This window comes from Micromonospora sp. NPDC000663, from assembly GCF_042898105.1.
GTDB lineage: Bacteria > Actinomycetota > Actinomycetes > Mycobacteriales > Micromonosporaceae > Micromonospora.
This window is the reverse complement of the sequence record NZ_JBIAYR010000001.1, coordinates 275,505-301,004: the sequence shown is the minus strand read 5'-3', so window position 1 is coordinate 301,004 and position 25,500 is coordinate 275,505. Positions and strand designations below refer to the sequence as shown.

The window sequence follows — 25,500 nt, the reverse complement described above, 5'->3', positions numbered from 1 at the left end:
GATCATCCTCGCCGATCTTTCACCGCCGTAGTGGCAACCCGGCTTGCGATGCTCGCCGACCGGCGCGTCGCCGGCCGGTCAGTCGCCGAGCCGGAAGTCCCGACGCGGCTGCCACCGGGCCTGCCCGCTGTGCGAGAAGAGGGTGAACGCCTCGACCTCGAACATCGCCGAGAAGTCGGCAAGATCCTCGTACGCCTTGTTCAGTGCCTCGGGCGCGACGTCCTGCGCGACGGTGACGTGCGGATGGTACGGGAAGCGGGTCTGACGGTGCAGGCCCGGCGCGGCGGCGATGGCCGCGGCCAGCAGCTCGCACTCGCTGATCCCGGCGGCCACCGCGACGAAGACCACCTGCGTCACCGGACGGAACGTGCCGGTGCCCCGCAGGTGCAGCGCGAACGGCAGGTGCGCGGCGGCGACGGCGGCCAGGTGTTGCTCGATGGCGGGCAGGTTGGCCGTCGGGATCTCGGTCGGCCCGAGCAGCGTCACGTGCGCGGGCACCGCGAGCGGGTCACCTGCCTCGATCCGTCGACGGGTGAGCTGGCCGCCCCACGGCTCCGGGATGTCCACCGCGATGCCGATCTGGATGGTGTCGCCGGTGGGCGGCACTCCGCCACTGCGATCCACGCTCCGCGCCGCCTTCTCGGCCACCGACCCGCCCCCACCTGTCCCGCGGCGCTATTCGCCGCGCACCGGCGGGAAGAAACCGACCCGCTCGTACGCGGACCGCAGCGTCGGCCCGGCCACCGCCCGGGCCTTCTCGGCACCGGCGGCGAGCAGCTTGTCCAGCTGCGCCGGGTCGTCCAGGTACGTGCGGGTGCGCTCCTGGATCGGGCGGACGAACTCCGCCACCACCTCGGCCAACTCCTTCTTGAGGTCGCCGTAACCGCGACCGGCGTACGCGGCCACCAGCTCGTCGATGCCGCGACCGCTGAGCGCGGAGTGGATGGTCAGCAGGTTGGACACGCCGGGTTTGGTCTCGGTGTCGAAGACGATCTCCCGGCCGGTGTCGGTCACCGCCGAGCGGATCTTCTTGGCCGAACGGGCCGGGTCGTCCAACAGGTCGATGATGCCTGCCGGCGAGGACGACGACTTGGACATCTTCGCCGTCGGCTCCTGCAGGTCGGTGATCTTCGCGGTGTCCTTGACGATGTGCGGCGCCGGCACCGTGAACGTCGTACCGAACAGCGAGTTGAACCGCTGGGCCAGATCCCGGGAGAGTTCCAGGTGCTGGCGCTGGTCCTCGCCGACCGGCACCGCGTTGGCCTGGTAGAGCAGGATGTCGGCGGCCTGCAGGATCGGGTAGGTGAAGAGCCCGACGCTGGCCCGCTCGTTGCCCTGCTTCTGCGACTTGTCCTTGAACTGGGTCATCCGGCTGGCCTCGCCGAAGCCGGTGATGCAGCCGAGCACCCAGGCCAGCTGCGGGTGCTCGGGCACCTGCGACTGCACGAACAGGGTGCTGCGCTCCGGGTCCAGACCGACCGCGAAGAGTTGCGCGGCCGCCACCCTGGTCCGCTGCCGCAGCACCGCCGGGTCGTGCCCAGCGGTGATGGCGTGCAGGTCCACCACGCAGTAGAACGCGTCGTGGGTCTCCTGAAGGGCTACCCAGTGCCGTACCGCCCCGAGGTAGTTGCCGAGGTGGAACGAGTCGGCCGTCGGCTGGATGCCGGAGAAGACGCGGGGACGGGCGGGTACGTCGGACATGGCGATAATTCTGTCAGCAAGCAACCCGGTCCGTCATGACGGGCCGGCGGGTCGGCCCCGGCCCGCCGGTGCGGGGGCGCTGACCTCGTACGGCTCCCCCGCGTCCTTCCTGCGGGCCGGTCGGGCCGGGGCGCGGCCCCGCTGCCCCGCCACCGGATCCCGAGGGTTCCCGCCGACGACGTCCTGCCGCTGCTCCACGGTCCGCACGGCGGCGACCGCGAGACGGGCCACCCGCCGTCCGTCCAGCGCCAGCACCCGCAGCGACCAGCCGCCGGGCGGGTCGGGAGCACCCGCGTCGACCGGCTCACCGGGCACCGGCACCTCGTCTCCGGTGACCGGCAGCCGCCCCAGCGCGGCCATCACGAAGCCACCCACCGTCTCGTACGGCCCGGCGGGCAGCACCACACCGGTCCGCTCGGCGAAGTCGGACAGGTTGAGCCGTCCGTCCACCACGGCGGGCAGACCGGGGTGCACCGGGTCGGGGGCGTCGTCGTACTCGTCGTGGATCTCGCCGATCAGTTCCTCGATCAGGTCCTCCAGGGTGACGATCCCGGCCGTGCCGCCGTACTCGTCGACCACCACGGCCAGGTGCTGGCCCTCGCGGCGCATCTCGGTGAGCGCGGCAAGCACCCGTTTGCTGGCGGGCAGCCGCTTCACCTCGCGGCTCAGCTCGCCTACAGTGGCGCACCTGTCGACGTCCGGGCGCAGCAGCAGGTCGCGCAGGTGCACGAAGCCCACCACGTCGTCGTGGGTGCCGTCGGTGACCGGATAGCGGGTGTGCGTCTCGGCGCGGACGATCCGGGCGGCCTCGGCGATGGTCAGTCGGGCGGGGAGGAAGACCACTTCGGTGCGGGGCATCATCACCTCGCGGACGAGGCTGGCGCCGGCAACCAGGACCTCGTCGATGATCCGCCGCTCGTCCGGGTCGAGCACGGTGTTCGCCGCCACCAGGTCCCGCAGTTCGTCTTCGGTGATGCGTTCCCGGCCGGCCGCCGGGCCGGCGCCGAGCAGGTCGGTGACGAGGCGGCTGGCGCCGTCGGCGGTGCGGACCAGCACCCGGGCGACGGCCCGCGCGAGCGGGCCGGGGTCGCGGCGGGGCCGCCCCCGCGCGCGTCGCCGGAGCCCGGCACGGGCAGCTTCCCGCATGACAGAGATGGTAGACACCGGCCGCCCACTCCACCGGGATTGTGCGAGTCTGTTCGATCGTGAAAGATTATGATGGAATGGTGCTGGCGGCGCGCTCGGTCGGGGTGCCGCCGCAGCCGTAGGGTGATCACCGAAGGGCCAGCCCCGGGCGGGGTCGAATCAGGAGGCAACGACGTGAAACTGCTCGTCACAGGGGGCGCCGGCTTCATCGGCAGCGTGGTGACCCGGATGCTGCTGGACGCGGGGCACGACGTCGTCGTCCTGGACGACCTGCGTACCGGCCACCGCGAGGCACTCGCCCCCGACGCCACCCATGTCGAGGCGTCCATCCACGACGCCGCACGGATCGTCACCCCCGAGGCCGGCTTCGACGGCGTGCTGCACTTCGCCGCCCTGATCGCCGCCGGCGAGTCGATGGTCAAGCCCGAGCTGTACTGGCAGAACAACACGGTCGGCACGCTCGCCCTGATCGACGCCGTACGGGCTGCCCGGGTGCCCCGGATGGTCTTCTCCTCCACCGCCGCCGTCTACGGCAACCCCACCGAACTGCCCATCCCGGAAACCGCCGTCAAGGCGCCCACCAACACGTACGGCGCCACGAAACTCGCCGCCGACATGGCGCTCACCTCCGAGGCGGTCGCGCACGGGCTGGCCGCGGTCTCGCTGCGCTACTTCAACGTGGCCGGGGCGTACCTCGACGGCACCGTCCCGCTCGGCGAACGGCACGACCCGGAGACACACCTGATCCCGATCGCGCTTGAGGTCGCGGCCGGCCGGCGCGAGAAGCTCCAGCTCTTCGGCGACGACTACCCCACTGTGGACGGCACCTGCGTCCGCGACTACATCCACGTCGCCGACCTGGCCCGCGCCCACCTGCTGGCGTTGGACGCCGCCACCGCCGGCCAGCACCGGATCTACAACCTGGGCAACGGCAACGGCTTCACCAACCGCCAGGTCGTCGACGTGGTCCGCGAGGTCACCGGGCAACCCCTGCCGGTCGAGGTGGCCCCACGCCGCGAGGGCGACCCGGCCGAGCTGGTCGCCTCCTCCGCGCTGGCCCGCGACGAACTGGGCTGGGTGCCGCAGAAGCCGACCCTGCACGACATGGTCGGCGACGCCTGGGCCTTCTACCGCGCGCACGTCCTGGAGCAGCCAACCGAGGAGGCACCGTGACAAACCCCACCGGCGACGTCGCCGCACGGGCCGCCGAGGGTTTCACCAGCCGGTACGGCGGCGACGCGGCCGGCCGCTGGGCGGCCCCCGGCCGGGTCAACCTGATCGGCGAGCACACCGACTACAACGACGGGTTCGTGCTGCCCTTCGCGCTGCCGCTGCGGACCGTCGTCGCCGCCGACCGGCAGGACGGCGAGCAGTGGACGGTCTGGTCCGAGCTGTCCGACGAGACGATCACCTTCGGTGCCGACGACGTGGCCGAGCCGGGTCGGGTCACCGGCTGGGGCGCGTACGTGGCCGGGGTGGTCTGGGCGATGCGCGACGCCGGCCACGCCGCGCCCGGTGCCCGCCTGGCGATCGCGTCCGACGTGCCGCTGGGCTCGGGCCTGTCGTCCTCGGCCGCCCTGGAGTCGGCGGTCCTCACCGCCCTGCTCGACCTCGGTGGGCTGGACCTGCCCGCCGAGCGACTGCCGCGGCTGGCGCAGCGGGCCGAGAACGTCTACGTCGGCGCCCCGACCGGGATCATGGACCAGTCCGCGTCGATCCGCTGCCGGGCCGGGCACGCGCTCTTCCTCGACTGCCGCGACGAGTCCGTCGAGCAGATCCCCTTCGACCTGGACGCCGCCGGCCTGGCCGTGCTCGTCGTCGACAGTCGGGCACCGCACCGGCACGCCGACGGCGAGTACGCGGCCCGCCGCCGGTCCTGCGAAGCGGGTGCGAAGGCGCTCGGCGTAGCCGCGCTGCGGGACGTGTCAGTCGACCAGCTCGACGCCGCGTTGGCCCGGATCGACGACGAGGAGACCCGACGCCGCGTCCGGCACGTAGTCACCGAGGACCAGCGGGTGCTGGACACTGTGGCGCTGCTGCGCGCCGGCCGCGTACGGGACATCGGCCCGCTGCTCACCGCCTCGCACGTCTCGATGCGCGACGACTTCGAGATCACCGTGCCCGAGATCGACACCGCGGTCGAGGCGGCGCTGGCGGCAGGCGCGCTCGGGGCCCGGATGACGGGCGGCGGCTTCGGCGGCTGCGTCCTGGCGCTGGTCGAGACCGACCGGTCCGACGCGGTGGCCGCAGCCGTCACGGCCGCCTACGCCGAGCGGGGCTTCACCGCCCCGAACACCCTGACGGTCCTCCCCGCCCCCGGCGCCACCCGCCTCGACTGACCCGGGTTGATCAAGAGGTTCGCGTCAGTCCGAGCCCGGATTCTGACGCAAACCTCTTGATCACCGACGAGGTCGAGGGTGGGAGCGGTGGGGCGGGCGGGTGGGCGGCGCTAGCTGGCTTCGACGATCATGGCGGCGCCCACCGTGCGGTTGGTGGTCTCGTCGATGATGACGAAGCCTCCGGTGGTGCGGTTGCGCCGGTACTCGTCGGCCAGCAGCGGCACAGTGGTGCGCAGCCGCACCCGACCGATCTCGTTGAGTCGCAACTCGTCCGCCGACTCGTCCCGGTGCAGCGAGTTGATGTCGAGCCGGTAGTGCAGCCCACGCACTATCGCCCGCGCCGAACGGGTGGTGTGCTTGATCGCGTACCTGCCGCCGACCCGCAACGGGGCTGTCTCGTCCATCCAGCACACCATCGCCTCGATGTCCTGGGCCACCGCCGGCGCGTTGTTCGGGCGGCAGATCAGGTCACCCCGGGAGATGTCGATCTCGTCGGCCAGTCGTACCGTCACCGACATCGGCGGGAACGCCTCAGCGACCGGCCCGTCGGCGGTCTCCACCGCGGCGATCCGGCTGGTGAAGCCGGACGGCAGCACCATCACCTCGTCACCAGGCTTGAGCACGCCGGAGGCGACCTGGCCGGCGTAGCCACGGTAGTCGGTCACAGTCGTGGACTGCGGACGGATCACGTACTGCACCGGGAACCGGACGTCGACGAGGTTGCGGTCGCTCGCGATGTGCACCCGCTCCAGGTGGTGCAGCAGCGACGGACCCTCGTACCACTGCATGTTCTCCGAGCGGGCCACGATGTTGTCGCCGCGCAGCGCCGAGATCGGCACCACTGTCAGGTCCGGTACGTCGAGCTTCGCGGCGAACGCGGTGAACTCGTCGGCGATGCGCTCGAAGACCTCCTGCGACCAGTCGACCAGGTCCATCTTGTTGACGCAGAGGACCAGGTGCGGCACCCGCAGCAGGGAGCACAGGAACGCGTGGCGGCGGGACTGCTCGACCAGACCCTTGCGCGCGTCCACCAGGATCAAAGCCAGGTCGGCGGTGGACGCCCCAGTGACCATGTTGCGGGTGTACTGGATGTGCCCCGGAGTGTCGGCGATGATGAACTTGCGCCGGGGCGTGGCGAAGTACCGGTACGCCACGTCGATGGTGATGCCCTGCTCCCGCTCGGCGCGCAGGCCGTCGGTGAGCAGCGCCAGGTTGGTGTACTCGTCGCCGCGGGCCGCGCTCACCGCCTCCACCGCGGCCAACTGGTCGGTGAAGAGCGACTTGGTGTCGTAGAGCAGCCGGCCGATGAGTGTCGACTTGCCGTCGTCGACGCTGCCGGCGGTGGCGAAGCGCAGCAGGTCCATGGGCCGGGCCTCCGGCCCGGCCCCGGTAACAGCCCGGGCCTCCGCATTCGCGGACGTCACGATCTCGGTGGTCATCAGAAGTAGCCCTCCCGCTTGCGGTCCTCCATGGCGGCCTCGCTGACCCGGTCGTCACCACGGGTCGCGCCCCGCTCGGTGATCCGGGTCGCCGCGACCTCCTCGATGACCTTCTCCACGGTGTCCGCGTCGGAGCGGACCGCCGCGGTGCAGGAGGCGTCGCCGACGGTGCGGTAGCGCACCTGCGCCTTGAACCGTTCCTCGCCCGCGCGGGGGCGGAAGAACTCGTTCACCGCGTAGTACATCCCGTCCCGTTCGATCACCTCGCGCTCGTGCGCGTAGTAGATCGACGGCAGCGGGATGCGTTCGCGGGCGATGTAGTGCCACACGTCCAGCTCGGTCCAGTTCGACAGCGGGAACACCCGGATCGACTCGCCCGGGTGGTGCCGGCCGTTGTAGAGCGCCCACAGCTCCGGCCGCTGGTTCTTCGGATCCCACTGGCCGAACTCGTCGCGGAAGCTGAACACCCGTTCCTTGGCGCGGGCCTTCTCCTCGTCCCGGCGGGCGCCGCCGAACAGCGCGTCGAAGCGGTGCTTCTCCACCGCGTCCAGCAGCACCGGCGTCTGGATCCGGTTGCGCATCCCGTCGCCGGACTCGCGGACCATGCCGCTGGCCAGGGCCTCCGGCACGCTCGCCACCACGAGATGCAACCCCAGCTCGGCGACCCGCTGGTCGCGGTATTCGAGGACCTCGGGGAAGTTGTGCCCTGTGTCGACGTGCATGACCGGGAAGGGGATGTTGGCCGGGGCGAACGCCTTCTGCGCCAGGCGCAGCATGACGATCGAGTCCTTGCCGCCGGAGAAGAGCAGCACCGGGCGTTCCATCTCGGCGACCACCTCGCGCATCACGAAGATGCTCTCCGCCTCCAGGGTGTCCAGGTGGGAGACCCGGTAGGCGGCGGGCGTGGTCATGACACCGGCTCGATTCGCTCGCTCATCCGATTTCCAGACCTTTCCGGTCGGGCATGTCAAGAAAGTCCGCTCAGGCTACCCGGAATGTCTCTGCAGCGCTGCAAGCAACCGGGTGGCGAGATCCTTGCGACAGACCAGCAGGTCCGGCAGGCGTGGATCCGCCTCGTTGTATTCCAGCGCAGAACCATCGATCCGGGAAGCGTGCAGTCCGGTGGCCGTCGCCACAGCGACAGGCGCCGCCGAGTCCCACTCGTACTGACCGCCGGCGTGGATGTACGCGTCCACCTCACCGGTGACCACCGCGGCGATCTTCGCTCCGGCCGAACCCATCGGCACCAACTTCGCCCCCACGTCCTCGGCGAGGTCGGTGAGGAACACCGGCGGCCGGCTCCGGCTCGCCGCCAACCGGATCACCCGGGCACCCGCGGTGGCCGCCTCCACAGTCATCGGCGGGTACGCCGGCGGGTAGTCCGTGCCCAGCACCCGGTGCTGCGCCGGCAGACCCACTGCCCCGGCGACCAGCCCGTGCGGACTCGGCGCGTTACGTGCCCAGAGCGCGATGTGCACGGCCCAGTCCGAGCGGCCCTCCTCGGCGAACTCCCGGGTGCCGTCCAACGGGTCGACGATCCACACCCGGTCGGCGGTCAGCCGCGACACCGCCCCGGCGTTGACCTCCGCCGCCCAGGCCAGCCGCGACCCCTCGTCCTCCTCGGAGAGCACCGCGTCGCCCGGCCGCCACTTCGCCAGCTCCGTACGGATCAGGTCGTGCGACACCTTGTCCCCGGCCGACTTGAGCGCGCCGGGGTCCGTGAAGCCCAACTCCGTACGCAGGTCGAGCAACGCCTGACCGGCCCGGGCCGCCAGCCACCTGGCGAATGCGCCGTCGATCATCGGAGGACTGCCCATCTGTGTCCGCTCCCGTCACCTCGCCGCGGTCCGTACCCGCACGGGCACCCACCGCGAGGCACTCGCCGGTCGCGGCCCGCCAAGAGGCGCAGACTACCGGCCCGGTGCGGCTGATCCGGTACGCCCCGCCCGGCTCAGGCCCCGTGGTAGAGGTTCTGGGTGGGCTCCACGCCCTTGAGGATCACCGACTCCACCACGTCGGCAGCACGGTCCACCAGGAAATCCAGCTCCTTGCGCTCCGCCGTGCCGAAATCCGACAGCACATAATCCGCCGGGTCCTGCCGCCCCGGTGGCCGGCCGACGCCGAACCGCACCCGGACGTAGTCCTTCGTACCCAACGACTTCGACATCGAGCGCAGGCCGTTGTGCCCGCCCTCGCCGCCGCCGCACTTGACCCGCACCTGGCCGAAACCGATGTCCAGCTCGTCGTGCACCGCGACCACCTGCGCCGGCGGCACCTTGTAGAACTGCGACAGCGCCGCCACCGGCCCACCTGAGAGGTTCATGTACGTCAGTGGCTTGGCCAGCACCAGCTTCGGCCCACCGAAACCCAGCCGCCCCTCGGCCACCTCGGCGACCGCCCGCTTGTGCCTACCGAACCGCGCGCTCACCCGACCGGCCAGCAGGTCGGCCACCATGAAACCCACGTTGTGCCGGTTCCCGGCGTACTCCCGGCCCGGATTGCCCAAGCCGACGACCAGCCACGGCCCCGCCTCGTCCGTCACGACCCGTCCTTTCCGACGCCCGTCCCACCGACTCCCGATACGCCGACAGGCGCCCCCGATCCTCCGGGGACGCCTGTCGCACAGTACGAACCGATCAGGCCTCGGTGCGCGCCTCGGTCGTCTCGTCGCCCTCGGCGGCCGGGGCGTCCGCGCCCTCGGAACCCTCGGTGCCCTCGCCGACCTCGGCCTCGGCCTCGTCGGTGGCGGCCTCGACCTCGGGCAGCGTCGCCTCGAGCTGCTCGGCGGTCGGGGCGGCGGTCACCGAGGCGACCATCTGGTCCGAGTCACCCACCAGCTCGACACCGGCCGGCAACTGCACGTCGCCGGCGGTCACCTGGGAACCGGCCTCCAGGCCCTCGATCGACGCCTCGAGGTGGTCCGGCACCTTGGTGGCGTCGGCGGTCACCGAGAGGGTGTCGTGGTCGTGCACGATCAGGGTGTCCCGTGCGGCCTCGCCGGTCAGCTGGACCGGGACCTCGACGGTGACCTTCTCGCCGCGACGGACCAGCAGCAGGTCGACGTGCTCGAAGGTGTCCTTGATCGGGTCACGCTGGATCGCCTTCGGCAGCGCCAGCACCTGGGTGCCGTCGGTGATGTCGATCGCGAAGAGCTGGTTGGCACCACCCTTGCGGATCGCGGCGGCGAACTCCCGCGACGGCAGCGCGATGTGCTTGGGCTTCTCGCCGTGGCCGTACAGCACGGCGGGCACCTTGCCGGCCCGGCGGGTACGGCGGGCACCACCCTTGCCGAACTCGGTACGGGGCTCGGCGCTGATCTTTACCTCGGACACGGGGAAACTCCTGATGCTTTTCGCTGCGGCGGCTTGTCGTCTGGCGGTGCTGGGGCGAGGGGCTCGCTGGGGCTCATGCGTCATGAACGACTGCCCGGAGCACCGCGTCGATGACGGTGCCTCCGTGCGGCGCTATTCAGCGGCCCGCCGGGCACCCTCGCCGTGGCAACCGCACCAGTCTACCCGAGCTGATTCCACGGTTTCCGGCAGTCCCCGATCACAGCTCCAAGCCGGCGCGCCGGCGGTGTTCCCGCCAGCGAGTCGGCCCCGTTTCGACCAGTTTGTCAGCCCGGACCCGTACCGGCACGGCAACTGGCGGAAACGGGGCCCGCACGCCACGATCAGCTCAGGCCACCGAAGAGGGTGGTCACCGAGCCGTCGTCGAACACCTCCCGGATCGCCCGCGCCAGCAGCGGCGCGATCGACAGCACTGTCAGCTTGTCCAGCTGCTTCTCCGGAGGCAACGGCAGCGTGTTGGTCACCACGATCTCGCTGATCGAGCTGTTCTTCAGCCGCTCGATCGCCGGGTCGGACAGCAGCGCGTGGGTGGAGGCGACCACGATCTCCGCAGCGCCCGACTCCTTGAGGATGTCCGCCGCCTTGGCGATCGTGCCACCGGTGTCGATCATGTCGTCCACGATCAGGCAGACCCGGCCCTCCACCTCACCGACCACCCGGTTCGCCACCACCTGGTTCGGCTTCATCGGGTCGCGGGTCTTGTGGATGAACGCCAGCGGGCAGCCGCCCAGCCGGTCGGTCCACCGCTCGGCCACCCGCACCCGTCCCGAATCCGGTGCCACCACTGTCATCGGCCGGCCGGCGTACCGGTGCTCCACGTACTCCGCCAGGATGTCCATCGCGAAGAGGTGATCCACCGGGCCGTCGAAGAAGCCCTGGATCTGCGCGGTGTGCAGGTCGACGGTGAGGATCCGGTTCGCGCCTGCCGTCTTCAGCAGATCCGCCACGAGCCGGGCCGAGATCGGCTCCCGACCACGGTGCTTCTTGTCCTGCCTGGCGTACGGGTAGAACGGCAACACCACGGTGATCCGCTTGGCGGAACCCCGCTTCAGCGCGTCCACCATGATCAGGGTCTCCATGACCCAGGTGTTCACCCCGTGCGTCACGGACTGCACCACGAAGGCGTCCGATCCACGCACCGAGTCCTTGAAGCGTACGAAGATCTCGCCGTTGGCGAACTCGTACGCGTCGGCCGGCGTCGGCGCCACGCCGAGCACCTCGCCGATCTCCTTGGCCAGCTCCGGAAAACCCCGTCCGGAGAAGAGCATCAGGCTTTTGCGGTTTTCGGCGACGATGCTGCCCATGGGCCCGTCTGCTCCCGTTTGTCGGCGGTACCCGGCCCGGTGGTGGTGGGTCGGGGACTAGTCGGTTGCAGTATCTCCCGCGCCGGACGCACCGCCCACCGTCTCGGCCCGCCCGTGCATTGCCTCACTGTCGCTTGCGGCGGGTGCCACATCCGACGCACCCTTCGCGTCGCCGGCCCGCTGCGCGGCCTCGGCCGCCGCCGTACCGGCCCGCCGCTTCACCACCCAACCCTCGATGTTGCGCTGGCGCGCCCGGGCGACACCCATCGCGCCCGCCGGCACGTCGTCCACGATCACCGAGCCGGCCGCCGTGTACGCGCCGTCGCCCACCTCGACCGGTGCCACGAACATGTTGTCCGCTCCCGTACGGGCGTGGTTGCCGATCACCGTGCGGTGCTTGTTGACCCCGTCGTAGTTCACGAAGACCGAGGCGGCCCCGATGTTCGTCTGCTCGCCGATCGTGGCGTCGCCGACGTACGTCAGGTGCGGCACCTTCGAGCCGGTGCCGATCTGCGAGTTCTTCACCTCGACGAAGGTGCCGACCTTCGCCTTGCCGGCCAGTCGCGCCGCCGGCCGCAGGTACGCGTACGGCCCCACGCTGGCGCCCTCGCCGACCTCGGCGCCGACGGCGTGGCTGCGGACCACCGACGCCCCCGGACCGACGATCGTGTCGACGAGCGTGACGTCCGGGCCGATCAGCGCGCCGGAGCCGACCACTGTGGCGCCGCGCAGCTGGGTGTTCTGGTCGACCACCGCGTCGCGGTCCAGCGCGACGGTCACGTCGATCCAGGTGGTCGCCGGGTCGAGCAGGCTCACTCCGGTACGCATCCACGCCTCGTTGACCCGGTCGCGCAGCAGAGCCCGCAGCGACGCCAGCTCCACCCGGTCGTTGCAGCCCAACGTCTCGACGTGGTCGGCGGCCACGTGCACCGCGACCGGCTCCCCGGCCGAGCGCAGCAGGCCGAAGACGTCAGTCAGGTACTCCTCGCCCTGGTCGTTGTCGGTGGAGAGCTTGCCGAGCGCATCGCGCAACCGCGCCGCGTCGAACGCGTAGATCCCGGCGTTGATCTCCCGGATGGCGCGCTGCGTCGGGTCGGCGTCGCGCTCCTCGACGATCTGCTCCAGCCGCCCGTCGGCGTCCCTGACGATCCGCCCGAGGCCCGTCGGGTCGGGGACCTCGGCGGCCAGCACCGTCGCCGCGGCGGCGGCCTCCTCGTGCGCGGTCACCAGCGCACCAACCGTCTCGGGGCGCAGCAGCGGCACGTCCCCGTTGATCACCACGACGGTGCCGGCGCCCTCCGGGACGGCCTCCAGCGCGATGCGTACGGCGTGACCGGTGCCGAGCTGCTCGGCCTGGAGCACGGGGGTGGCGTCCGGGGCGATCTCGCCCAGGTGGCCCCGGACCTGGTCGGCGCCGTGCCCCACCACCACGACGGTGCGGTCCGCGGCCAGCGGCGCGGCCGCGCTCAGCACGTGGCCGAGCAGCGTACGACCGAGCAGGGGGTGCAGCACCTTGGGCAGTGTCGACTTCATCCGCTTGCCCTCACCGGCGGCGAGCACGACGACGGTACGACTGTGGGACTGGGGCACGGTGTGGCTCCCGTCGGGACGGCGGACACTCTCGCGGCCATGCTAACCACGGGGCCCGGCACGGTTCCCTCTTACCCCCAGTAGAACCTAAAACGGACTTTGGGGAGCAGCTCGGCCGCCAGGGTTCGAACCTGAAATACGGGTACCAAAGACCCGGGTGTTGCCAATTACACCACGGCCGATCATCGACGTGAGCGCGTCGCGTCAGGGGATGGGCATCCCGCGCTACACCTTAGCGCCCCGAGCGTCGGACGCCACCGCTCATTTCGTCCCGCCCAACTCGACAGGCGCGGGGAGCGTCCGGGCGAGCGGCCTGGACGAGACGAGACGCTGTCGGCCGCTCCACACCAGAGGCTTCTGACCTGGTTATTTGGGCAGCTTGTCGGGGCCAATCGGAACTTCACCGTGCGATCTACGGTGCCGTAAGTTACGGTGACGTAGGCGTAGCTTCGTGATCGCTTTCTCCCCCCTCTGCGAGGTTCCATGACCACCGTGCTCGAACCCAACACCGCCGCCCCCGGCCCGAAACCGCTCACCGACGGCAGCCAGTCCTCCGGGATCCTGGCCGCCCTCTGGGCGTTCGTGGTGATCCCCTTCGTGGCCCTGCTGGTCGCCGTCCCGGTGGCCTGGGGTGGCTGGCTGGGCTGGACCGACGTGATCATCGCCCTGGTCTGGTACGTGGTGTCCGGGCTGGGCATCACGGTCGGCTTCCACCGCTACTTCACCCACGGGTCGTTCAAGGCCAAGCGCTGGCTGCGCGCCTCGCTGGCCGTCGCGGGTTCGCTCGCGGTGCAGGGCGAAATCATCCAGTGGGTGGCCGACCACCGTCGGCACCACGCCTTCTCCGACCTGGAGGGTGACCCGCACTCGCCGTGGCGCTTCGGCACCAGCTTCTGGGCGCTGACCCGGGGCCTGTTCCACGCGCACGTGGGCTGGCTGTTCCGGCGCGAGCTGTCCAACCGGCAGCGGTTCGCACCGGACCTGATCGCCGACCGCGACATCAGCCGGGTGGACCGGCTCTTCCCGGTGCTGGTGGCCATCTCGCTGCTCGGCCCCGCGGTGATGGGCGGCCTGATCAGCTGGTCGTGGCAGGGCGCGCTCACCGCGTTCTTCTGGGCCGGGTTGGTCCGGATCGGCCTGCTGCACCACGTCACCTGGGCGATCAACTCGGTCTGCCACGTGTACGGCGAGCGCCCGTTCGTGATGCGTCAGGGTGACCGCGCCGCGAACTTCTGGCCGTTGGCGATCCTGTCCTTCGGCGAGAGCTGGCACAACCTGCACCACGCGGACCCGACCTGCGCCCGGCACGGCGTGCTGCGCGGCCAGGTGGACATCTCCGCCCGGGTGATCTGGCTGTTCGAGAAGGTCGGCGCGGCCTCGCAGGTGCGCTGGCCGAAGCCGGAGCGCCTCGAGGCCAAGCTGGTGAAGCCCGTCGCAACGCAGTAAAGCGGGCGGTGCACGGGGAGGCCGCCTGGCAGGATGGCCGGGTGACCGAGCGACGCGGGGGGACCGGACGGCTCGGCAGACGGGGAGCCGAGCCCGATCCGGGCACGGTCGGACGGCGTGGCGGGGCGGCTGGACCGCCCGCCGGTGAGGCGACGACGTGAACGGGCACGACGGAGGCACCATCCCACGGCAGGGCGTCACCAAGCGCCAGCGAGGCGGCGACATGTCCGAGGTCAGTGACGGTGCCAACGGCCGGGCGACGCCGCCGGTCCCGGCACCGAAGTCCAAGCCCACCCCCCGGGTCCGCATGCCGGCGGCCCAGCGGCGGGAGCAGTTGATCGCGACCGGCCGGCAGCTCTTCGCCGAGCGGGGTTTCGACGCCACCTCCATCGAGGAGGTGGCGGCCCGCGCCAAGGTCTCCAAGCCTGTGGTGTACGAGCACTTCGGCGGCAAGGAAGGGCTCTACGCGGTGGTGGTCGACCGGGAGGTGCGGGCCCTGTTGGACCGGATCACCACGGCGCTGACCGCAGGGCACCCCCGGGAGCTGCTGGAGCAGGCGGCGCTGGCGCTGTTGGGCTACATCGAGGAAGAGACAAGCGGTTTCCGGGTGCTGGTCCGCGAGTCGCCGTTGATGTCCGGCACCGCCAACTTCAGCAGCGTGATGAACGACGTGGCGCACCAGGTCGAGCACATCCTGGGCGCCGAGTTCAAGAGCCGCGGGTACGACCCCAAGCTCGCCGAGCTGTACTCGCAGGCGCTGGTCGGCATGGTCGCGTTGACCGGCCGCTGGTGGCTGGAGGTCCGCAAGCCGCGCAAGGAGACGGTTGCGGCGCATCTGGTCAACCTGGCGTGGAACGGGTTGTCGCACCTGGAGGCGAAGCCGACGCTGATCACCACTCGGCGGGGCTGACCCCGTTCAGCGGCGGTGGGAGTCGGCCACCGGGTGTTTGCGCAGTTCCAGTTCCGCCTCGGCGTGTTCCGGGGGGCCCACCTTGTCGTACAGGCCGGTGCCGAGCAGGACCAACCCGAACAGCATCGACACGACCACCGTCGACATCGAGAAGTTGAGGAAGTTCGCCTCGGTCTGGAGCACCGACATCATCAGGATGCTGGTCACCAGGAACACCACACCCGCGGTGAGGTTGATGTAGTGGCCGAGGTTGGTGCGCCGGGACGCCCCGATGATCAGGACCACCCCGAAGACCACCGAGGCGAGCGAGAAGGCCAGGTTGGTGCGCAGTCCGAGCGCCCAGTGGCTGCCCCTGTCGAAGAGCGGGTCGCCCAACGTCTCGGCGACACCCCAGACTCCGAAGACCAGGATGTAGACGCCGATCAGACCGGCGAGGACCCGGTAGATCGGCCGAGCCGGATGGTTCACCGGAAAGTGCGGCATACCCAGACCCCCTGAATTGACCGATTCAGGAGGATTGTCCCCCGAGGCAGCGCCAACTGTCCGAGGAACCACAAAGCCGAGGCGGTCCGCCGAATGGCAGGACCAGGTCAGGTTTTCGCCGGAGCCCGAGCTGCGCAGGGATCAAGCCTGACCGCCCGGAGCAGCTCGGGCTCCGGCGAAAACCGCAACAGCAACCTCAGAGCACCAGGCGGGCCTTCTGGAAGGCCTCCGCCTCCTCGTCCGACCCGACCTTGCCGTACATGCCGACCATGAGCAGCACCAGGGCGGCCGAGAGCACCACGACCACAGTGGTGATGCTGAAGTTGAAGATGTTCGCGTCGGTCCGGATGAACGCGAGACCGGCCAGGCCGATCACCATGAGGGCGTACGCCAGCCACTGGTTGATCGCCACGTCGATGTTGCGGCCGAGACCGGTGCCGATCAGCACGACGACCCCGAGCAGGACGCTGAGCAGCGAGAAGCCAAGGTTGGTGCCCTGGCCGAGGACCTTCGTGTCATCCTGCGCCAGGATCTCGTTGCCGGCGCTCGCGATGATGCCGAGCACACCGAAGACCACCAGGTACAGACCGGTCAGCCCGCCGATCGCCCGGTAGATCGGCCGCGCGGGGTGGTTGACGGGGGTGTGGGCCATGTCTGAGTCTCCAACGCCGTGGGGTGAGGTGTCGCCGACGATTGTCCCGCATGTGGCGGTGTGACGCCGCACACGGCCCCCGGCCCGGCGCGCCCGGCCGAATCAGCTCTCGGGAAGCTCCTCGGCGAGCGTCATCCAGGTCTCCTCGATCCGCTCCCGCTCGGCCCGCAGGTCCTTGAGCTGGGTGTCCAGCTCGGCGACCCGGGCGTAGTCGGTGGCGTCGGCGGCGAGCTGGTCGAGCAGGGTGGCCTCACGCTGGTCGAGCTTGCCGAGCTGGCGTTCCAGGCGGGTCAGCTCCTTGCGGGCCTGACGCACCTCGGCGGCGGACATGCCGCCTCCCGAGGAGGCGGCGGGCTCGGAGGTCGAGGTCACGCCCGCCCGAGGAGAGCCGGCCCGTTCCGCGGTCCTGGCGAGGTATTCGTCGACGCCGCCCGGCAGGTGCACGAGCCGGCCGTCGCCGAACATCCCGTACGCCGTCTCGGTGACCCTCTCGATCAGGTACCTGTCGTGGCTGGCCACGATGATCGTGCCCGGCCACGAGTCGAGCAGGTCCTCCAGCGCGGCGAGGGTGTCGGTGTCCAGGTCGTTCGTGGGCTCGTCGAAGAGCAGCACGTTGGGTTCGCCGGCGAGCAGCCGCAGCATCTGCAACCGGCGACGTTCACCGCCGGAGAGGTCGCTGACCGGGGTCCAGAGGCGGCGGTCGTCGAAGCCGAACACCTCGGCGAGCTGGGCTGCGGAGACCTCCCGGTCGCCGAGCTGCACCCGGCGGGCGACCTCCTCGACGGCCTCCAGGACCCGCAGGTGCCCGGGCAGTTCGGCGAGTTCCTGGGAGAGGAACGCGGGCCGCACCGTGGAGCCGGTGTTGAGGCGCCCACCGTCCGGACGGGTGATGCCGGCGAGCATCCGCAGCAGGGTGGTCTTGCCGGCGCCGTTGGCGCCGAGAATGGCGATCCGGTCACCGGGGCCGACCAGCCAGGTGACGTCGCGCAGGATCTCCTTCGGGCCGGCGTGCAGCTCGACGTTCTCCAGCTCGTACACCTGCTTGCCCAGGCGCGACACCGCCATCCGCTGCAACGACATGGTGTCGCGGGCCGGCGGCACGTCGGCGATCAGCGCGTTCGCGGCGTCGATGCGGAACTGGGGCTTGGAGGTACGGGCCGGCGGGCCGCGGCGCAGCCAGGCGATCTCCTTGCGGAGCAGGTTCTGCCGGCGGGCCTCGGTGGCGGCGGCGACGCGCTCACGTTCGGCGCGGGCGAGGGTCCAGGCGGCGAAGCCGCCCTCGTACGCGCGCACGGTCTGGTCGGCGACCTCCCAGGTGTTGGTGCAGACCGCGTCCAGGAACCACCTGTCGTGCGTGACCACAACCAGGGCGCCCCGGCGCCCGACCAGGTGCCGGGCCAGCCAGTCGACACCACCGACGTCGAGGTGGTTGGTGGGCTCGTCGAGGATGAGCAGGTCGGATTCGCGGACGAGCAGCGCGGCGAGCGCCACCCGCCGCCGTTCGCCACCGGACATCGGGCCGACCGGCTGGTCGAGGCCGAGGTGCGGCATGCCGAGGCCGTCGAGGATGTTGCGGACGCCAGCGTCGCCCGCCCACTCGTGCTCGGCGCCCATGCCCTCGCCGAGCCAGGCGGTGCCGAGCACGACGTCCCGGACGGTGGCGTCGGGGGCGAGGGTGAGTTGCTGGGGCAGCCAGAGCACGCGCAGGTCACGGCGGTGCGTGACCCGGCCGTCGTCGGGATCCTCCTGCTTGGTGAGCAGGCGCAGCAGGGTGGACTTGCCGGCGCCGTTGAGGCCGACCACACCGATCCGGTCGGCGTCGTCCAGGCCGAGCGAGACGTCCGTGAGCAGCCGCCCGGCGGCGCCGTACCCCTTGGACACCCGGTCCAGATTGACGATGTTGGCCACGTTCCACCCTTCAAGATCAAGGCGTCCGGGTGCCGGCGGGCACCTCGGGACGCCTGACCCAAGGGTACGCGGGCGTCCCGGTCACCCGCGCCGCGCGCCCGCGGCCCGCGCCGGGCTGGCGGGACCCGCCGTCAGCCGACCCGGGCGCCGGCGACCGGACCGTGCGCGACCCGGGCCTCCCGGCACACTCCTGCGCTGGTCAGCTCGGCGGCGATCCGTTCGGCGCTCGCCGCGTCGGCGGCGAGGAAGACGCACGTCGGGCCGGAGCCGGAGACGAGACCCGCGAGCGCGCCCGCCGCCTCGCCCGCCTTGAGGGTGTCGGCCAGCGCCGGGCGCATGGCCAGCGCGGCGTCCTGAAGGTCGTTGCCGAGCGTACGGGCGAGCACCCGGGGATCCCGCTGACGCAGCGCGCCCAGCAGCGCGTCGGTGCTGCCCAGCGGCACACCGGCGGTGCCCGCCTCACGCAGCCTGTCCAACTCGCGGTACGCCGCCGGGGTGGACAGGCCGGCGTCGGCGATGGCCACCACCCAGTGCCAGGACGTCGGGCGGACCAGCACCGGGCTGACCGCCTCGCCCCGACCGGTGCCCAGCGCGGTGCCCCCGTAGATCAGGAACGGCACGTCGGAGCCGAGGTCGGCGGCGATCCCGGCCAGTTCGTCCCGGGACAGGCCGGTCCCCCACAGCGCGTCGCAGGCCACCAGCGCGGCGGCCGCGTCGGCGCTGCCACCGGCCAGCCCACCGGCGAGGGGGATCTGCTTGCGCAGGTGCAAGCGGGCGTGCGGGAGCACCCCCGCGTACCCGGCGAGGGCGTGCGCGGCACGGATGATCAGGTTGGAGTCGTCGAGCGCCAGCTCGCCGGTGCCCTCCCCCTCCATGGTCAACGCCAACGTGTCGCCCCGCCGGGCGGTCAGCTCGTCGTAGATGGAGATGGCGTGGTAGACGGTGTTCAGCTCGTGGTAACCGTCACGGCGCAGCGGACCCACCCCGAGGTGCAGGTTGACCTTCGCGGGCACCCGTACCCGCACCGGGCCGGTGGCCCCACGTCGCTCGTCCTCGCCGTCCGGTCGCCAGGCCTCGGTCACGGGGTGACATCCCGTACGGGCAGGCGGATGTCGAACGGCTTGGCCACGATCTGCTCCTCGGCGTCCTCGGCGGGCAACGGCGACAGCCTACTTCGCGGCCGGCGTACCGACCGGAGCCGACGCGGCGATGGCGGCGAACTGCGCGACGGTGAGCGACTCCCCCCGGGCGCCGGGGTCGACGCCGGCCGCGGTGAGCGCTGCGGCGGCCCGGTCCGCGCCGCCGGCCCAGCCGGCCAGCGCGGCGCGCAGGGTCTTGCGGCGCTGCGCGAACGCCGCGTCCACAACGGCGAAGACCCGCTCCCGGGGTACGTCGGCGCGGGGCGGCTCGTGACAGGTGAAGGCCACCAGGCCGGAGTCGACGTTCGGCACCGGCCAGAACACGTTAGGCGGCACCCGGCCGGCGCTGCGGGCCTGGGCGTACCAGGCGAGCTTGACCGACGGGATGCCGTACACCTTGGAGCCGGGACCGGCGACCAGCCGGTCGGCGACCTCCTTCTGCACCATCACCAGGCCGTGCCGCAGGCTGGGCAGCGCGGCGAGCAGGTGCAGCACCACCGGCACGGCGACGTTGTACGGCAGGTTCGCGACGAGCGCGGTAGGTGCCGGGTCGGCCAGTTCGGCGGGGTCGATCCGCAGCGCGTCGGCGCGGTGCACGGTGAGCCGGCCGGCGTCCGCGCCGGCGTGCCGGGCGACGGTCTCCGGCAGCGCCCCGGCGAGCACCGGGTCGATCTCCACGGCGTGCACGTGCCCGGCGACGGGCAGCAGTCCCAGGGTCAGCGAGCCGAGGCCCGGGCCGACCTCCAGGGCGACGTCGTCGGGGGTCAGGCCGGCGGCCGTGACGATCCGACGCACGGTGTTGGGGTCGTGCACGAAGTTCTGACCCAGCTTCTTGGTGGGCGCGACGCCCAGACGGGCGGCGAGTTCCCGGATCTCCGCCGGGCCGAGGAGGCTCACCACGGGCCGAAGACCCGGTCGCCGGTCGCCGAGATCGCCGCGCACAGCTCGTCGAGGTCGGTGCCAGTGGTCTCGGCGAGCGACCGGACGGTCAGCGGGATCAGGTACGAGGCGTTCGGGCGGCCCCGGTGCGGCGTCGGCGTGAGGTAGGGGGCGTCGGTCTCCACCAGGAGCTGGTCCACCGGTGTGAGCGCGGCGGCCTCCCGCAGCGCGGTCGCGCTGGCGAACGTGACGGTGCCGGCGAAGCTGAGCAGGTAGCCACGGCGGACGCACTCGCTGGCGAACTCGGCGTCACCGGAGAAGCAGTGCAGCACCACCGTGTCCGGGGCGCCCTCGTCGTCGAGGATCCGCAGCACGTCCGCGTGCGCGTCCCGGTCGTGGATCACCAGTGCCTTGTCGTACCGCTTGGCGATGGCGATGTGCGCCCGGAAGCTGGCCTCCTGCGCGGCGCGGCCCTCGTCGCCGGTGCGGAAGAAGTCCATCCCGGTCTCGCCGATCCCCCGGACCCGGTCGCGGGCGGCCAGCGACTCGATCTCCCGCAGCGCCTCGTCGAGGTCGGGCAGCCGGGGCGCCTCGTTGGGATGCAGCGCCACGGTGGCCAGCACCGCCGGGTACGCGTCGGCGGTGTCCGCGCCCCACCGGGAGGAGGCGACGTCCACGCCCACCTGGACCAGCCGGTCCACACCCACGCCGGTGGCCACCGCGACCGCCGCGGCGACCGGGTCGTCGGCCGGCCCGCCGCCCGGCACACCGGCCTCGCTGACAGTGATGTCCAGGTGGGTGTGGCTGTCCAGCACCGGCCGGGGCAGCGGCTCGGGGGCGGGCGGGAACTCTCCGGCCCGCCGGGCGGCACGCTCGCGGCGGGTTTCAGTCGGCTCGCTCATCAGCGACAGCATCACACACCGGGCCTGTCCATCCGCCCGCCACCCGGCGTTCACCTCGACTACGCCGCGCGACTCTGGCGTCGCCGCGTGAGCGAGCCCAGCAGTCCCGCCAGCGAGCGCACCGGGCTGCGCGTGACGTTCGACGGCGGCGTGTACCCGGCCGAGGAGATCGCCCGGGGCGCCGCGTACGAGTTGTTGAGCGCCGACGAGGTGACAGGCTGGGCGCCCGGCGCCAAGGTGACCGACGACCAGGTGCTGGACGCCAGGTAGCGATGTGACACCGCGCGGCGGTGCGGTGTGCTCCCGCCGCGCGGCTCGTACGCTCAGCCGGCCAGCCGGGCCAGCTCCTCGTCGACGATCGACGGGTCGAGCTTGCGGAACACCGGCTTCGGCGCGGCCAGCGGCCGGCCCGCCTCGATCGGCACCGACTCCCAGCGCGCGCCGACCGTGTAGTCCCCGGTCAGCACCGGGTACGCCGGCCCGCCGTCGAGGTCGTCGACCTGCTCGATGACCGGCATCGGCGCGTGTACGCCGGTGCCGCCGAGCAGCTCGTGCACCTGCTGGGCGGAGTGCGGCAGGAACGGGGTGAGCAGCGTGTTGGCGTCGCTCACCACCTGGAGGGCGACGTGCAGGATGGTGCCCTGGCGCGGCTTGTCGGCCTCGTCCTTGAGCTTCCACGGCGCCTGCTCGGACAGATACCTGTTCGCCTCGGCTACCACCCTCATGGCCTCGCCGATGGCCTGCTTCTGCCGGTGCCTGCCGATCAGGTCGCCCACCGTGGCGAAACCGGCGCGCGCCACCGCGAGCAGCGCCTCGTCGGCCTCGGTGAGCCCGGCCGGGTCGACCGGCGGGATCGCCCCGAAGTTCTTCGCGGCCATCGAGATGGACCGGTTGACCAGGTTGCCCCAGCCGGCGACCAGTTCGTCGTTGTTGCGGCGGAGGAACTCCGCCCAGGTGAAGTCGGTGTCGTTGCTCTCCGGGCCGGCGGCGGCGATGAAGTAGCGCAGCGCGTCGGCGTCGTAGCGCTCCAGGAAGTCCCGGACGTAGATGACCACCTTGCGGGACGAGGAGAACTTGCGCCCCTCCATGGTCAGGTACTCGCTGGAGACGACCTCGGTGGGCAGGTTGAGCCGGCCCAGCTCGCCCGGCTCACCGTCGCGCGAGCCCTCACCGGAGTAGCCGGAGAGAAGCGCCGGCCAGATCACCGAGTGGAAGACGATGTTGTCCTTGCCCATGAAGTAGTACGACCGGGCGTCCTTGCCCTCGCCGTCGGCCGACCACCACTTGCGCCACGCCTCCGGGTCGCCGGAGCGGCGGGCCCACTCGATCGAGGCGGACAGGTAGCCGATCACCGCGTCGAACCAGACGTAGATCCGCTTGTCGGGCCGGTCCCGCCAGTCGTCCAGCGGGATCGGTACGCCCCACTCCAGGTCCCTGGTGATCGCACGGGGCTGGAGGTCGTCGAGCAGGTTGCGGGAGAACCGCAGCACGTTGGGCCGCCACCCCTCCCGGGTGTCCAGCCACTGCCGCAGCACGTCGGCCAGGGCCGGCAGGTCCAGGAAGAAGTGCTCGGTCTCGACGAACTTCGGGGTCTCCCCGTTGATCCGCGACTTCGGGTCGATCAGGTCGATCGGGTCGAGCTGGTTGCCGCAGTTGTCGCACTGGTCGCCGCGCGCGCTGTCGTACCCGCAGATCGGGCAGGTGCCCTCGATGTACCTGTCGGGCAGGGTGCGCCCGGTGGATGGCGAGATCGCGCCCATGGTGGTCTTCGGCACGATGTAGCCGTTGCGGTACATCCCCTCGAACAGCTCCTGCACCACCGCGTAGTGGTTGCGGGTGGTGGTGCGGGTGAACAGGTCGTACGACAGCCCGAGGCCGTGCAGGTCCTCGACGATCACCCTGTTGTACCTGTCGGCCAGCTCGCGCGGGGTGACCCCGTCGGCGTCGGCCTGCACCTGGATGGGGGTGCCGTGCTCGTCGGTGCCGGAGACCATGAGCACCTCGTGGCCGGCCATCCGCATGTACCGGGCGAAGACGTCGGAGGGAACGCCGAAACCGGAGACGTGGCCGATGTGGCGGGGGCCGTTGGCGTACGGCCAGGCCACTGCCGCGAGAACGTGACTCATGAGCAGCAAGCCTAGTGACCCGTGCCGGGCGCCCGCGAACCAATAGGGGGTGCCGGGCCGGCGGACCGGGCCGACCACCCCGGCCGTTGGTCCGATTTGTCGCCGACACGCGTCCGAGCTGCCCGTTCCGCCTCCTTCGCAGGTGTGCAATGAACGTCGTGAGTGGCAGACGAGCGGCGCGGGACCAGGACGACAGGCACTCCGGGTCGGCTGTCGACGACGACGCCGGCTCCGAGGTCGGCGGGTCCCGGGCGGCTGGCGTCCCGCCCCAACCGCGGCTGGTGCCGGTCACCGACCCGGGCGCCGGCGCACGTCCGGGCCCCGATGGGGAACAGCGCCCGACACCGGCGGGCCGTGCGGCGGCGGGGCTCGACGCCACCCCGTCCCGTCCGGCGTCCGCCGCGCCGACACCCGCAGCCCGTTCCGGCCCGGTGGCACCGGTGCCCGGCCCGACCCGTCCCGCAGCGGCGGCGGCGACCCCCACCGGGCAGGACCGGGTGGAGGCCGTCGAGGTGGAGCCGACCACTGGTGCGCCGGTGGACGCGGTGCCCCGCCGGGTGCCGGTACGGCAGCAGAGCCGCTGGCACCGCGACTCCCGCCGCGCCGACGGCGACGTGCCGGCCGACGACGACAGCGCCTTCTGGGCGCCGATCGAGCAGGTGCACTGGGACGGCACACCGGTCCGGGAGGACGCCGCCGCCGAGCGGGAGCGCGGTTCCGGCCCGGCGGGGCGCCGCTCTGCGCGTACCCCCCGACCGCCGGACCCGCTGCCCGGCCTGACCGCGCTGGTCCTGCTGAGCCTGGTCGTGGCCTTCTTCGCCTGGGTGAGCGCCGGCCCGTTCTGGCTCGCGGTCGGGCACGCCCGGGTCGGCACGGTGGTGGTGGACGGCTGCACCGGCGCCGGGCTCACCCAGCGCTGCCGGGGAATCTTCACCGCCGACGACGGACGGTTCGTGGCGCACGGGGTCCGGGTCAGCGGCTTACCTGCCGGACGCGATACGCCGGGCACGTCGCTGCCGGCGCGGATGACCGGCCCGGACGCGGGCACCGCGTACGCCGACACCGGGTTGACCCGGCACCTGCGCTGGCTGCCCGGCCTGCTGGTGGTGCTCGGCTGCGCCGCAGGCATCGCCCGGTGGACCGGCTCGACCCGGCTGCCCGGGCGGCGGCACCGGCGCCTGGCGGTGGCCGCCGCGCTCGCCGGCCCCGCGCTGATCACCCTCGGGTTCCTCGCCGCCGCCTGGTGAACAGGCCGTCGGCGCGAGCCGCGGTCAGCTGTGCACGATCGTGTAGACGTCGCGGCGGCGCAGCGCGTATTCGGTGGCGACGTCGGTGATCGCGTCCCGGCGGGAGCGGCCGGCCGCCTCGCGCTCGGCGACCGCCGCGCGCAGGGTGTCGTCGTCGGGGCGTTCCCGCGGAATCGCCGGGGCGCCGGCCACCACCAGCGTGATCTCTCCGCGCGGATCACCCTCGGCGGCCCACCGGGCCAGGTCGCCGAGCGGACGGCGGAGCACCTCCTCGTAGGTCTTGGTGAGCTCGCGGCAGAGCGCGGCGGGCCGGTCCGCGCCGAACGTCTCGGCCAGGTCGGTGAGCGCCGCGCCGATCCGGTGGGGCGCCTCGAAGAAGACGAGGGTGCGCTCCTCGGCGGCGAGGGCGCGCAGGCGGGTGCGGCGGGCGCCGGGGGTGCGCGGGAGGAAGCCCTCGAAGCAGAACCTGTCGCAGGGCAACCCGGAGACGGCCAGCGCGGTGGTCACCGCGCTGGGGCCGGGCGCGACGGTGACCGGCGCGCCGACGTCCAGCGCGGCGCGGACCAGCCGGTAGCCGGGGTCGGAGACGCTCGGCATCCCACCGTCGGTGACAAGCGCGACCACGTACCCGCCGAGAATGACCTCGACCAGCTCGGGCGTGCGGCGCTCCTCGTTGCCCTCGAAGTACGAGACGATCCGGCCGCCGATGGTGATGTCGAGGTCACGGGCGAGCCGGGTGAGCCGCCGGGTGTCCTCGGCGGCCACCACGTCGGCGCTGGTCAGCACCTCCCGGAACCGGGTCGAGGCGTCGGCGGGGTTGCCGAGCGGGGCGCCGAGCAGGATCAGGCGTCCAGCTTCGGACATTTCACCCACGGATTCGTCTCCTTCATTGACAGCGGATACCGGTATCAGGGACGACGGGCGCCACCGGACACCTTG

Annotated in this window: 24 protein-coding genes and 1 tRNA gene; 6 read left to right on the top strand and 19 right to left on the bottom strand. The window is 71.9% G+C overall.

What is annotated here, in order from left to right:
• Positions 1–78: 78 nt before the first annotated feature.
• Genes ACFY1S_RS01485 through ACFY1S_RS01475 form a run of 3 tightly spaced genes read right to left on the bottom strand, consistent with a single transcriptional unit; the run spans position 79 to position 2,847 of the window.
• On the bottom strand, positions 79–648 hold the full coding sequence (locus ACFY1S_RS01485; protein WP_387111558.1) for a 2'-5' RNA ligase family protein: 570 nt from the start codon (positions 646–648) through the stop codon (positions 79–81).
• 27 nt (positions 649–675) lie between these two features.
• The gene (gene trpS, locus ACFY1S_RS01480; RefSeq protein ID WP_364368312.1) at positions 676–1,701 is read right to left on the bottom strand and encodes a tryptophan--tRNA ligase; all 1,026 of its coding nucleotides are present in this window, start codon (positions 1,699–1,701) and stop codon (positions 676–678) included.
• 33 nt (positions 1,702–1,734) lie between these two features.
• The gene (locus tag ACFY1S_RS01475) at positions 1,735–2,847 is read right to left on the bottom strand and encodes a hemolysin family protein (protein ID WP_387111555.1); all 1,113 of its coding nucleotides are present in this window, start codon (positions 2,845–2,847) and stop codon (positions 1,735–1,737) included.
• Positions 2,848–3,021: 174 nt separating this feature from the next.
• On the opposite strand from ACFY1S_RS01475, the gene galE reads away from it, so the two are divergent.
• Both galE and galK read left to right on the top strand, forming a co-directional pair.
• Positions 3,022–4,020 (top strand): UDP-glucose 4-epimerase GalE, encoded by a 999-nt coding sequence (galE, locus tag ACFY1S_RS01470; RefSeq protein WP_387111552.1) that lies wholly within the window; start codon positions 3,022–3,024, stop codon positions 4,018–4,020.
• Positions 4,017–5,186 (top strand): galactokinase, encoded by a 1,170-nt coding sequence (galK, locus tag ACFY1S_RS01465; RefSeq protein WP_387111549.1) that lies wholly within the window; start codon positions 4,017–4,019, stop codon positions 5,184–5,186. The genes galE and galK overlap by 4 nt, the downstream gene beginning before the upstream one ends.
• A gap of 110 nt (positions 5,187–5,296) precedes the next feature.
• Here the strand turns inward: galK and ACFY1S_RS01460 are convergent, their stop codons facing one another.
• The 8 genes from ACFY1S_RS01460 to ACFY1S_RS01425 form a co-directional block, all read right to left on the bottom strand.
• Positions 5,297–6,550 (bottom strand): sulfate adenylyltransferase subunit 1, encoded by a 1,254-nt coding sequence (locus ACFY1S_RS01460; RefSeq protein ID WP_387114206.1) that lies wholly within the window; start codon positions 6,548–6,550, stop codon positions 5,297–5,299.
• A gap of 74 nt (positions 6,551–6,624) precedes the next feature.
• A complete protein-coding gene (gene cysD, locus ACFY1S_RS01455) occupies positions 6,625–7,536 on the bottom strand; it encodes a sulfate adenylyltransferase subunit CysD (protein WP_387111546.1) in 912 nt (303 codons plus the stop codon).
• Between the two features lie 75 nt (positions 7,537–7,611).
• Positions 7,612–8,442 carry an inositol monophosphatase family protein gene (locus ACFY1S_RS01450; RefSeq protein WP_387111543.1) on the bottom strand — a complete coding sequence of 277 codons (831 nt, stop codon included), beginning with the start codon at positions 8,440–8,442 and terminating at the stop codon, positions 7,612–7,614.
• Positions 8,443–8,576: 134 nt separating this feature from the next.
• Complete coding sequence (gene pth / locus ACFY1S_RS01445; RefSeq protein ID WP_364368329.1) at positions 8,577–9,167, bottom strand: aminoacyl-tRNA hydrolase; 591 nt, start codon at positions 9,165–9,167, stop codon at positions 8,577–8,579.
• Between the two features lie 94 nt (positions 9,168–9,261).
• Positions 9,262–9,957, bottom strand: coding sequence for a 50S ribosomal protein L25/general stress protein Ctc (locus ACFY1S_RS01440; protein WP_387111540.1), 696 nt, complete (start codon positions 9,955–9,957; stop codon positions 9,262–9,264).
• 341 nt (positions 9,958–10,298) lie between these two features.
• The gene (locus ACFY1S_RS01435) at positions 10,299–11,279 is read right to left on the bottom strand and encodes a ribose-phosphate diphosphokinase (protein WP_139584190.1); all 981 of its coding nucleotides are present in this window, start codon (positions 11,277–11,279) and stop codon (positions 10,299–10,301) included.
• A gap of 57 nt (positions 11,280–11,336) precedes the next feature.
• Positions 11,337–12,869: a bifunctional UDP-N-acetylglucosamine diphosphorylase/glucosamine-1-phosphate N-acetyltransferase GlmU gene (glmU, locus tag ACFY1S_RS01430; protein ID WP_387111537.1), complete on the bottom strand. Its 1,533-nt coding sequence runs from the start codon at positions 12,867–12,869 to the stop codon at positions 11,337–11,339.
• A gap of 110 nt (positions 12,870–12,979) precedes the next feature.
• Positions 12,980–13,051 (bottom strand) — tRNA-Gln (locus tag ACFY1S_RS01425).
• A 301-nt stretch (positions 13,052–13,352) separates the two neighbouring features.
• Between ACFY1S_RS01425 and ACFY1S_RS01420 the strand changes: the two genes are divergently transcribed.
• Positions 13,353–14,315, top strand: a complete 963-nt coding sequence (locus tag ACFY1S_RS01420; protein WP_387111534.1) for an acyl-CoA desaturase — start codon at positions 13,353–13,355, stop codon at positions 14,313–14,315.
• Between the two features lie 223 nt (positions 14,316–14,538).
• Positions 14,539–15,225, top strand: coding sequence for a TetR family transcriptional regulator (locus ACFY1S_RS01415; RefSeq protein WP_387111531.1), 687 nt, complete (start codon positions 14,539–14,541; stop codon positions 15,223–15,225).
• A 6-nt stretch (positions 15,226–15,231) separates the two neighbouring features.
• Here ACFY1S_RS01415 and ACFY1S_RS01410 read toward each other — a convergent pair whose 3' ends face one another.
• From ACFY1S_RS01410 to ACFY1S_RS01385, 6 genes are all read right to left on the bottom strand, one after another.
• Positions 15,232–15,708, bottom strand: coding sequence for a DUF4383 domain-containing protein (locus ACFY1S_RS01410; RefSeq protein ID WP_387111528.1), 477 nt, complete (start codon positions 15,706–15,708; stop codon positions 15,232–15,234).
• A gap of 196 nt (positions 15,709–15,904) precedes the next feature.
• A complete protein-coding gene (locus ACFY1S_RS01405) occupies positions 15,905–16,360 on the bottom strand; it encodes a DUF4383 domain-containing protein (protein ID WP_364368344.1) in 456 nt (151 codons plus the stop codon).
• 102 nt (positions 16,361–16,462) lie between these two features.
• The gene (locus ACFY1S_RS01400; RefSeq protein ID WP_387111525.1) at positions 16,463–18,268 is read right to left on the bottom strand and encodes an ABC-F family ATP-binding cassette domain-containing protein; all 1,806 of its coding nucleotides are present in this window, start codon (positions 18,266–18,268) and stop codon (positions 16,463–16,465) included.
• A 131-nt stretch (positions 18,269–18,399) separates the two neighbouring features.
• Positions 18,400–19,350 carry a 4-(cytidine 5'-diphospho)-2-C-methyl-D-erythritol kinase gene (locus ACFY1S_RS01395; protein ID WP_387111522.1) on the bottom strand — a complete coding sequence of 317 codons (951 nt, stop codon included), beginning with the start codon at positions 19,348–19,350 and terminating at the stop codon, positions 18,400–18,402.
• A gap of 87 nt (positions 19,351–19,437) precedes the next feature.
• Complete coding sequence (gene rsmA, locus ACFY1S_RS01390; RefSeq protein ID WP_364368353.1) at positions 19,438–20,307, bottom strand: 16S rRNA (adenine(1518)-N(6)/adenine(1519)-N(6))-dimethyltransferase RsmA; 870 nt, start codon at positions 20,305–20,307, stop codon at positions 19,438–19,440.
• Positions 20,301–21,200 (bottom strand): TatD family hydrolase, encoded by a 900-nt coding sequence (locus ACFY1S_RS01385; protein ID WP_387111519.1) that lies wholly within the window; start codon positions 21,198–21,200, stop codon positions 20,301–20,303. The genes rsmA and ACFY1S_RS01385 overlap by 7 nt, the downstream gene beginning before the upstream one ends.
• Positions 21,201–21,275: 75 nt before the next feature.
• On the opposite strand from ACFY1S_RS01385, the gene ACFY1S_RS01380 reads away from it, so the two are divergent.
• On the top strand, positions 21,276–21,458 hold the full coding sequence (locus ACFY1S_RS01380) for a hypothetical protein (protein WP_387111516.1): 183 nt from the start codon (positions 21,276–21,278) through the stop codon (positions 21,456–21,458).
• Positions 21,459–21,511: 53 nt separating this feature from the next.
• Here the strand turns inward: ACFY1S_RS01380 and metG are convergent, their stop codons facing one another.
• Positions 21,512–23,314, bottom strand: a complete 1,803-nt coding sequence (metG, locus tag ACFY1S_RS01375; RefSeq protein ID WP_387111513.1) for a methionine--tRNA ligase — start codon at positions 23,312–23,314, stop codon at positions 21,512–21,514.
• Between the two features lie 149 nt (positions 23,315–23,463).
• Between metG and ACFY1S_RS01370 the strand changes: the two genes are divergently transcribed.
• Complete coding sequence (locus tag ACFY1S_RS01370; RefSeq protein WP_387111510.1) at positions 23,464–24,561, top strand: hypothetical protein; 1,098 nt, start codon at positions 23,464–23,466, stop codon at positions 24,559–24,561.
• A gap of 24 nt (positions 24,562–24,585) precedes the next feature.
• On the opposite strand, the gene rsmI is transcribed toward ACFY1S_RS01370, so the two are convergent.
• Positions 24,586–25,425 (bottom strand): 16S rRNA (cytidine(1402)-2'-O)-methyltransferase, encoded by an 840-nt coding sequence (rsmI, locus tag ACFY1S_RS01365; protein WP_387114203.1) that lies wholly within the window; start codon positions 25,423–25,425, stop codon positions 24,586–24,588.
• Between the last annotated feature and the right edge of the window lie 75 nt (positions 25,426–25,500).

Coding starts and splice junctions, on each gene's coding strand:
- trpS (WP_364368312.1), bottom strand. CDS start 1,701: ATGTCCGACGTACCCGCCCGTCCCCGCGTCTTCTCCGGCATCCAGCCG.
- ACFY1S_RS01475 (WP_387111555.1), bottom strand. CDS start 2,847: ATGCGGGAAGCTGCCCGTGCCGGGCTCCGGCGACGCGCGCGGGGGCGG.
- ACFY1S_RS01460 (WP_387114206.1), bottom strand. CDS start 6,550: ATGGACCTGCTGCGCTTCGCCACCGCCGGCAGCGTCGACGACGGCAAG.
- cysD (WP_387111546.1), bottom strand. CDS start 7,536: ATGACCACGCCCGCCGCCTACCGGGTCTCCCACCTGGACACCCTGGAG.
- ACFY1S_RS01450 (WP_387111543.1), bottom strand. CDS start 8,442: ATGGGCAGTCCTCCGATGATCGACGGCGCATTCGCCAGGTGGCTGGCG.
- ACFY1S_RS01435 (WP_139584190.1), bottom strand. CDS start 11,279: ATGGGCAGCATCGTCGCCGAAAACCGCAAAAGCCTGATGCTCTTCTCC.
- ACFY1S_RS01420 (WP_387111534.1), top strand. CDS start 13,353: ATGACCACCGTGCTCGAACCCAACACCGCCGCCCCCGGCCCGAAACCG.
- ACFY1S_RS01415 (WP_387111531.1), top strand. CDS start 14,539: ATGTCCGAGGTCAGTGACGGTGCCAACGGCCGGGCGACGCCGCCGGTC.
- ACFY1S_RS01410 (WP_387111528.1), bottom strand. CDS start 15,708: ATGCCGCACTTTCCGGTGAACCATCCGGCTCGGCCGATCTACCGGGTC.
- ACFY1S_RS01405 (WP_364368344.1), bottom strand. CDS start 16,360: ATGGCCCACACCCCCGTCAACCACCCCGCGCGGCCGATCTACCGGGCG.
- ACFY1S_RS01385 (WP_387111519.1), bottom strand. CDS start 21,200: ATGCTGTCGCTGATGAGCGAGCCGACTGAAACCCGCCGCGAGCGTGCC.
- metG (WP_387111513.1), bottom strand. CDS start 23,314: ATGAGTCACGTTCTCGCGGCAGTGGCCTGGCCGTACGCCAACGGCCCC.
- ACFY1S_RS01370 (WP_387111510.1), top strand. CDS start 23,464: ATGAACGTCGTGAGTGGCAGACGAGCGGCGCGGGACCAGGACGACAGG.
- rsmI (WP_387114203.1), bottom strand. CDS start 25,425: ATGTCCGAAGCTGGACGCCTGATCCTGCTCGGCGCCCCGCTCGGCAAC.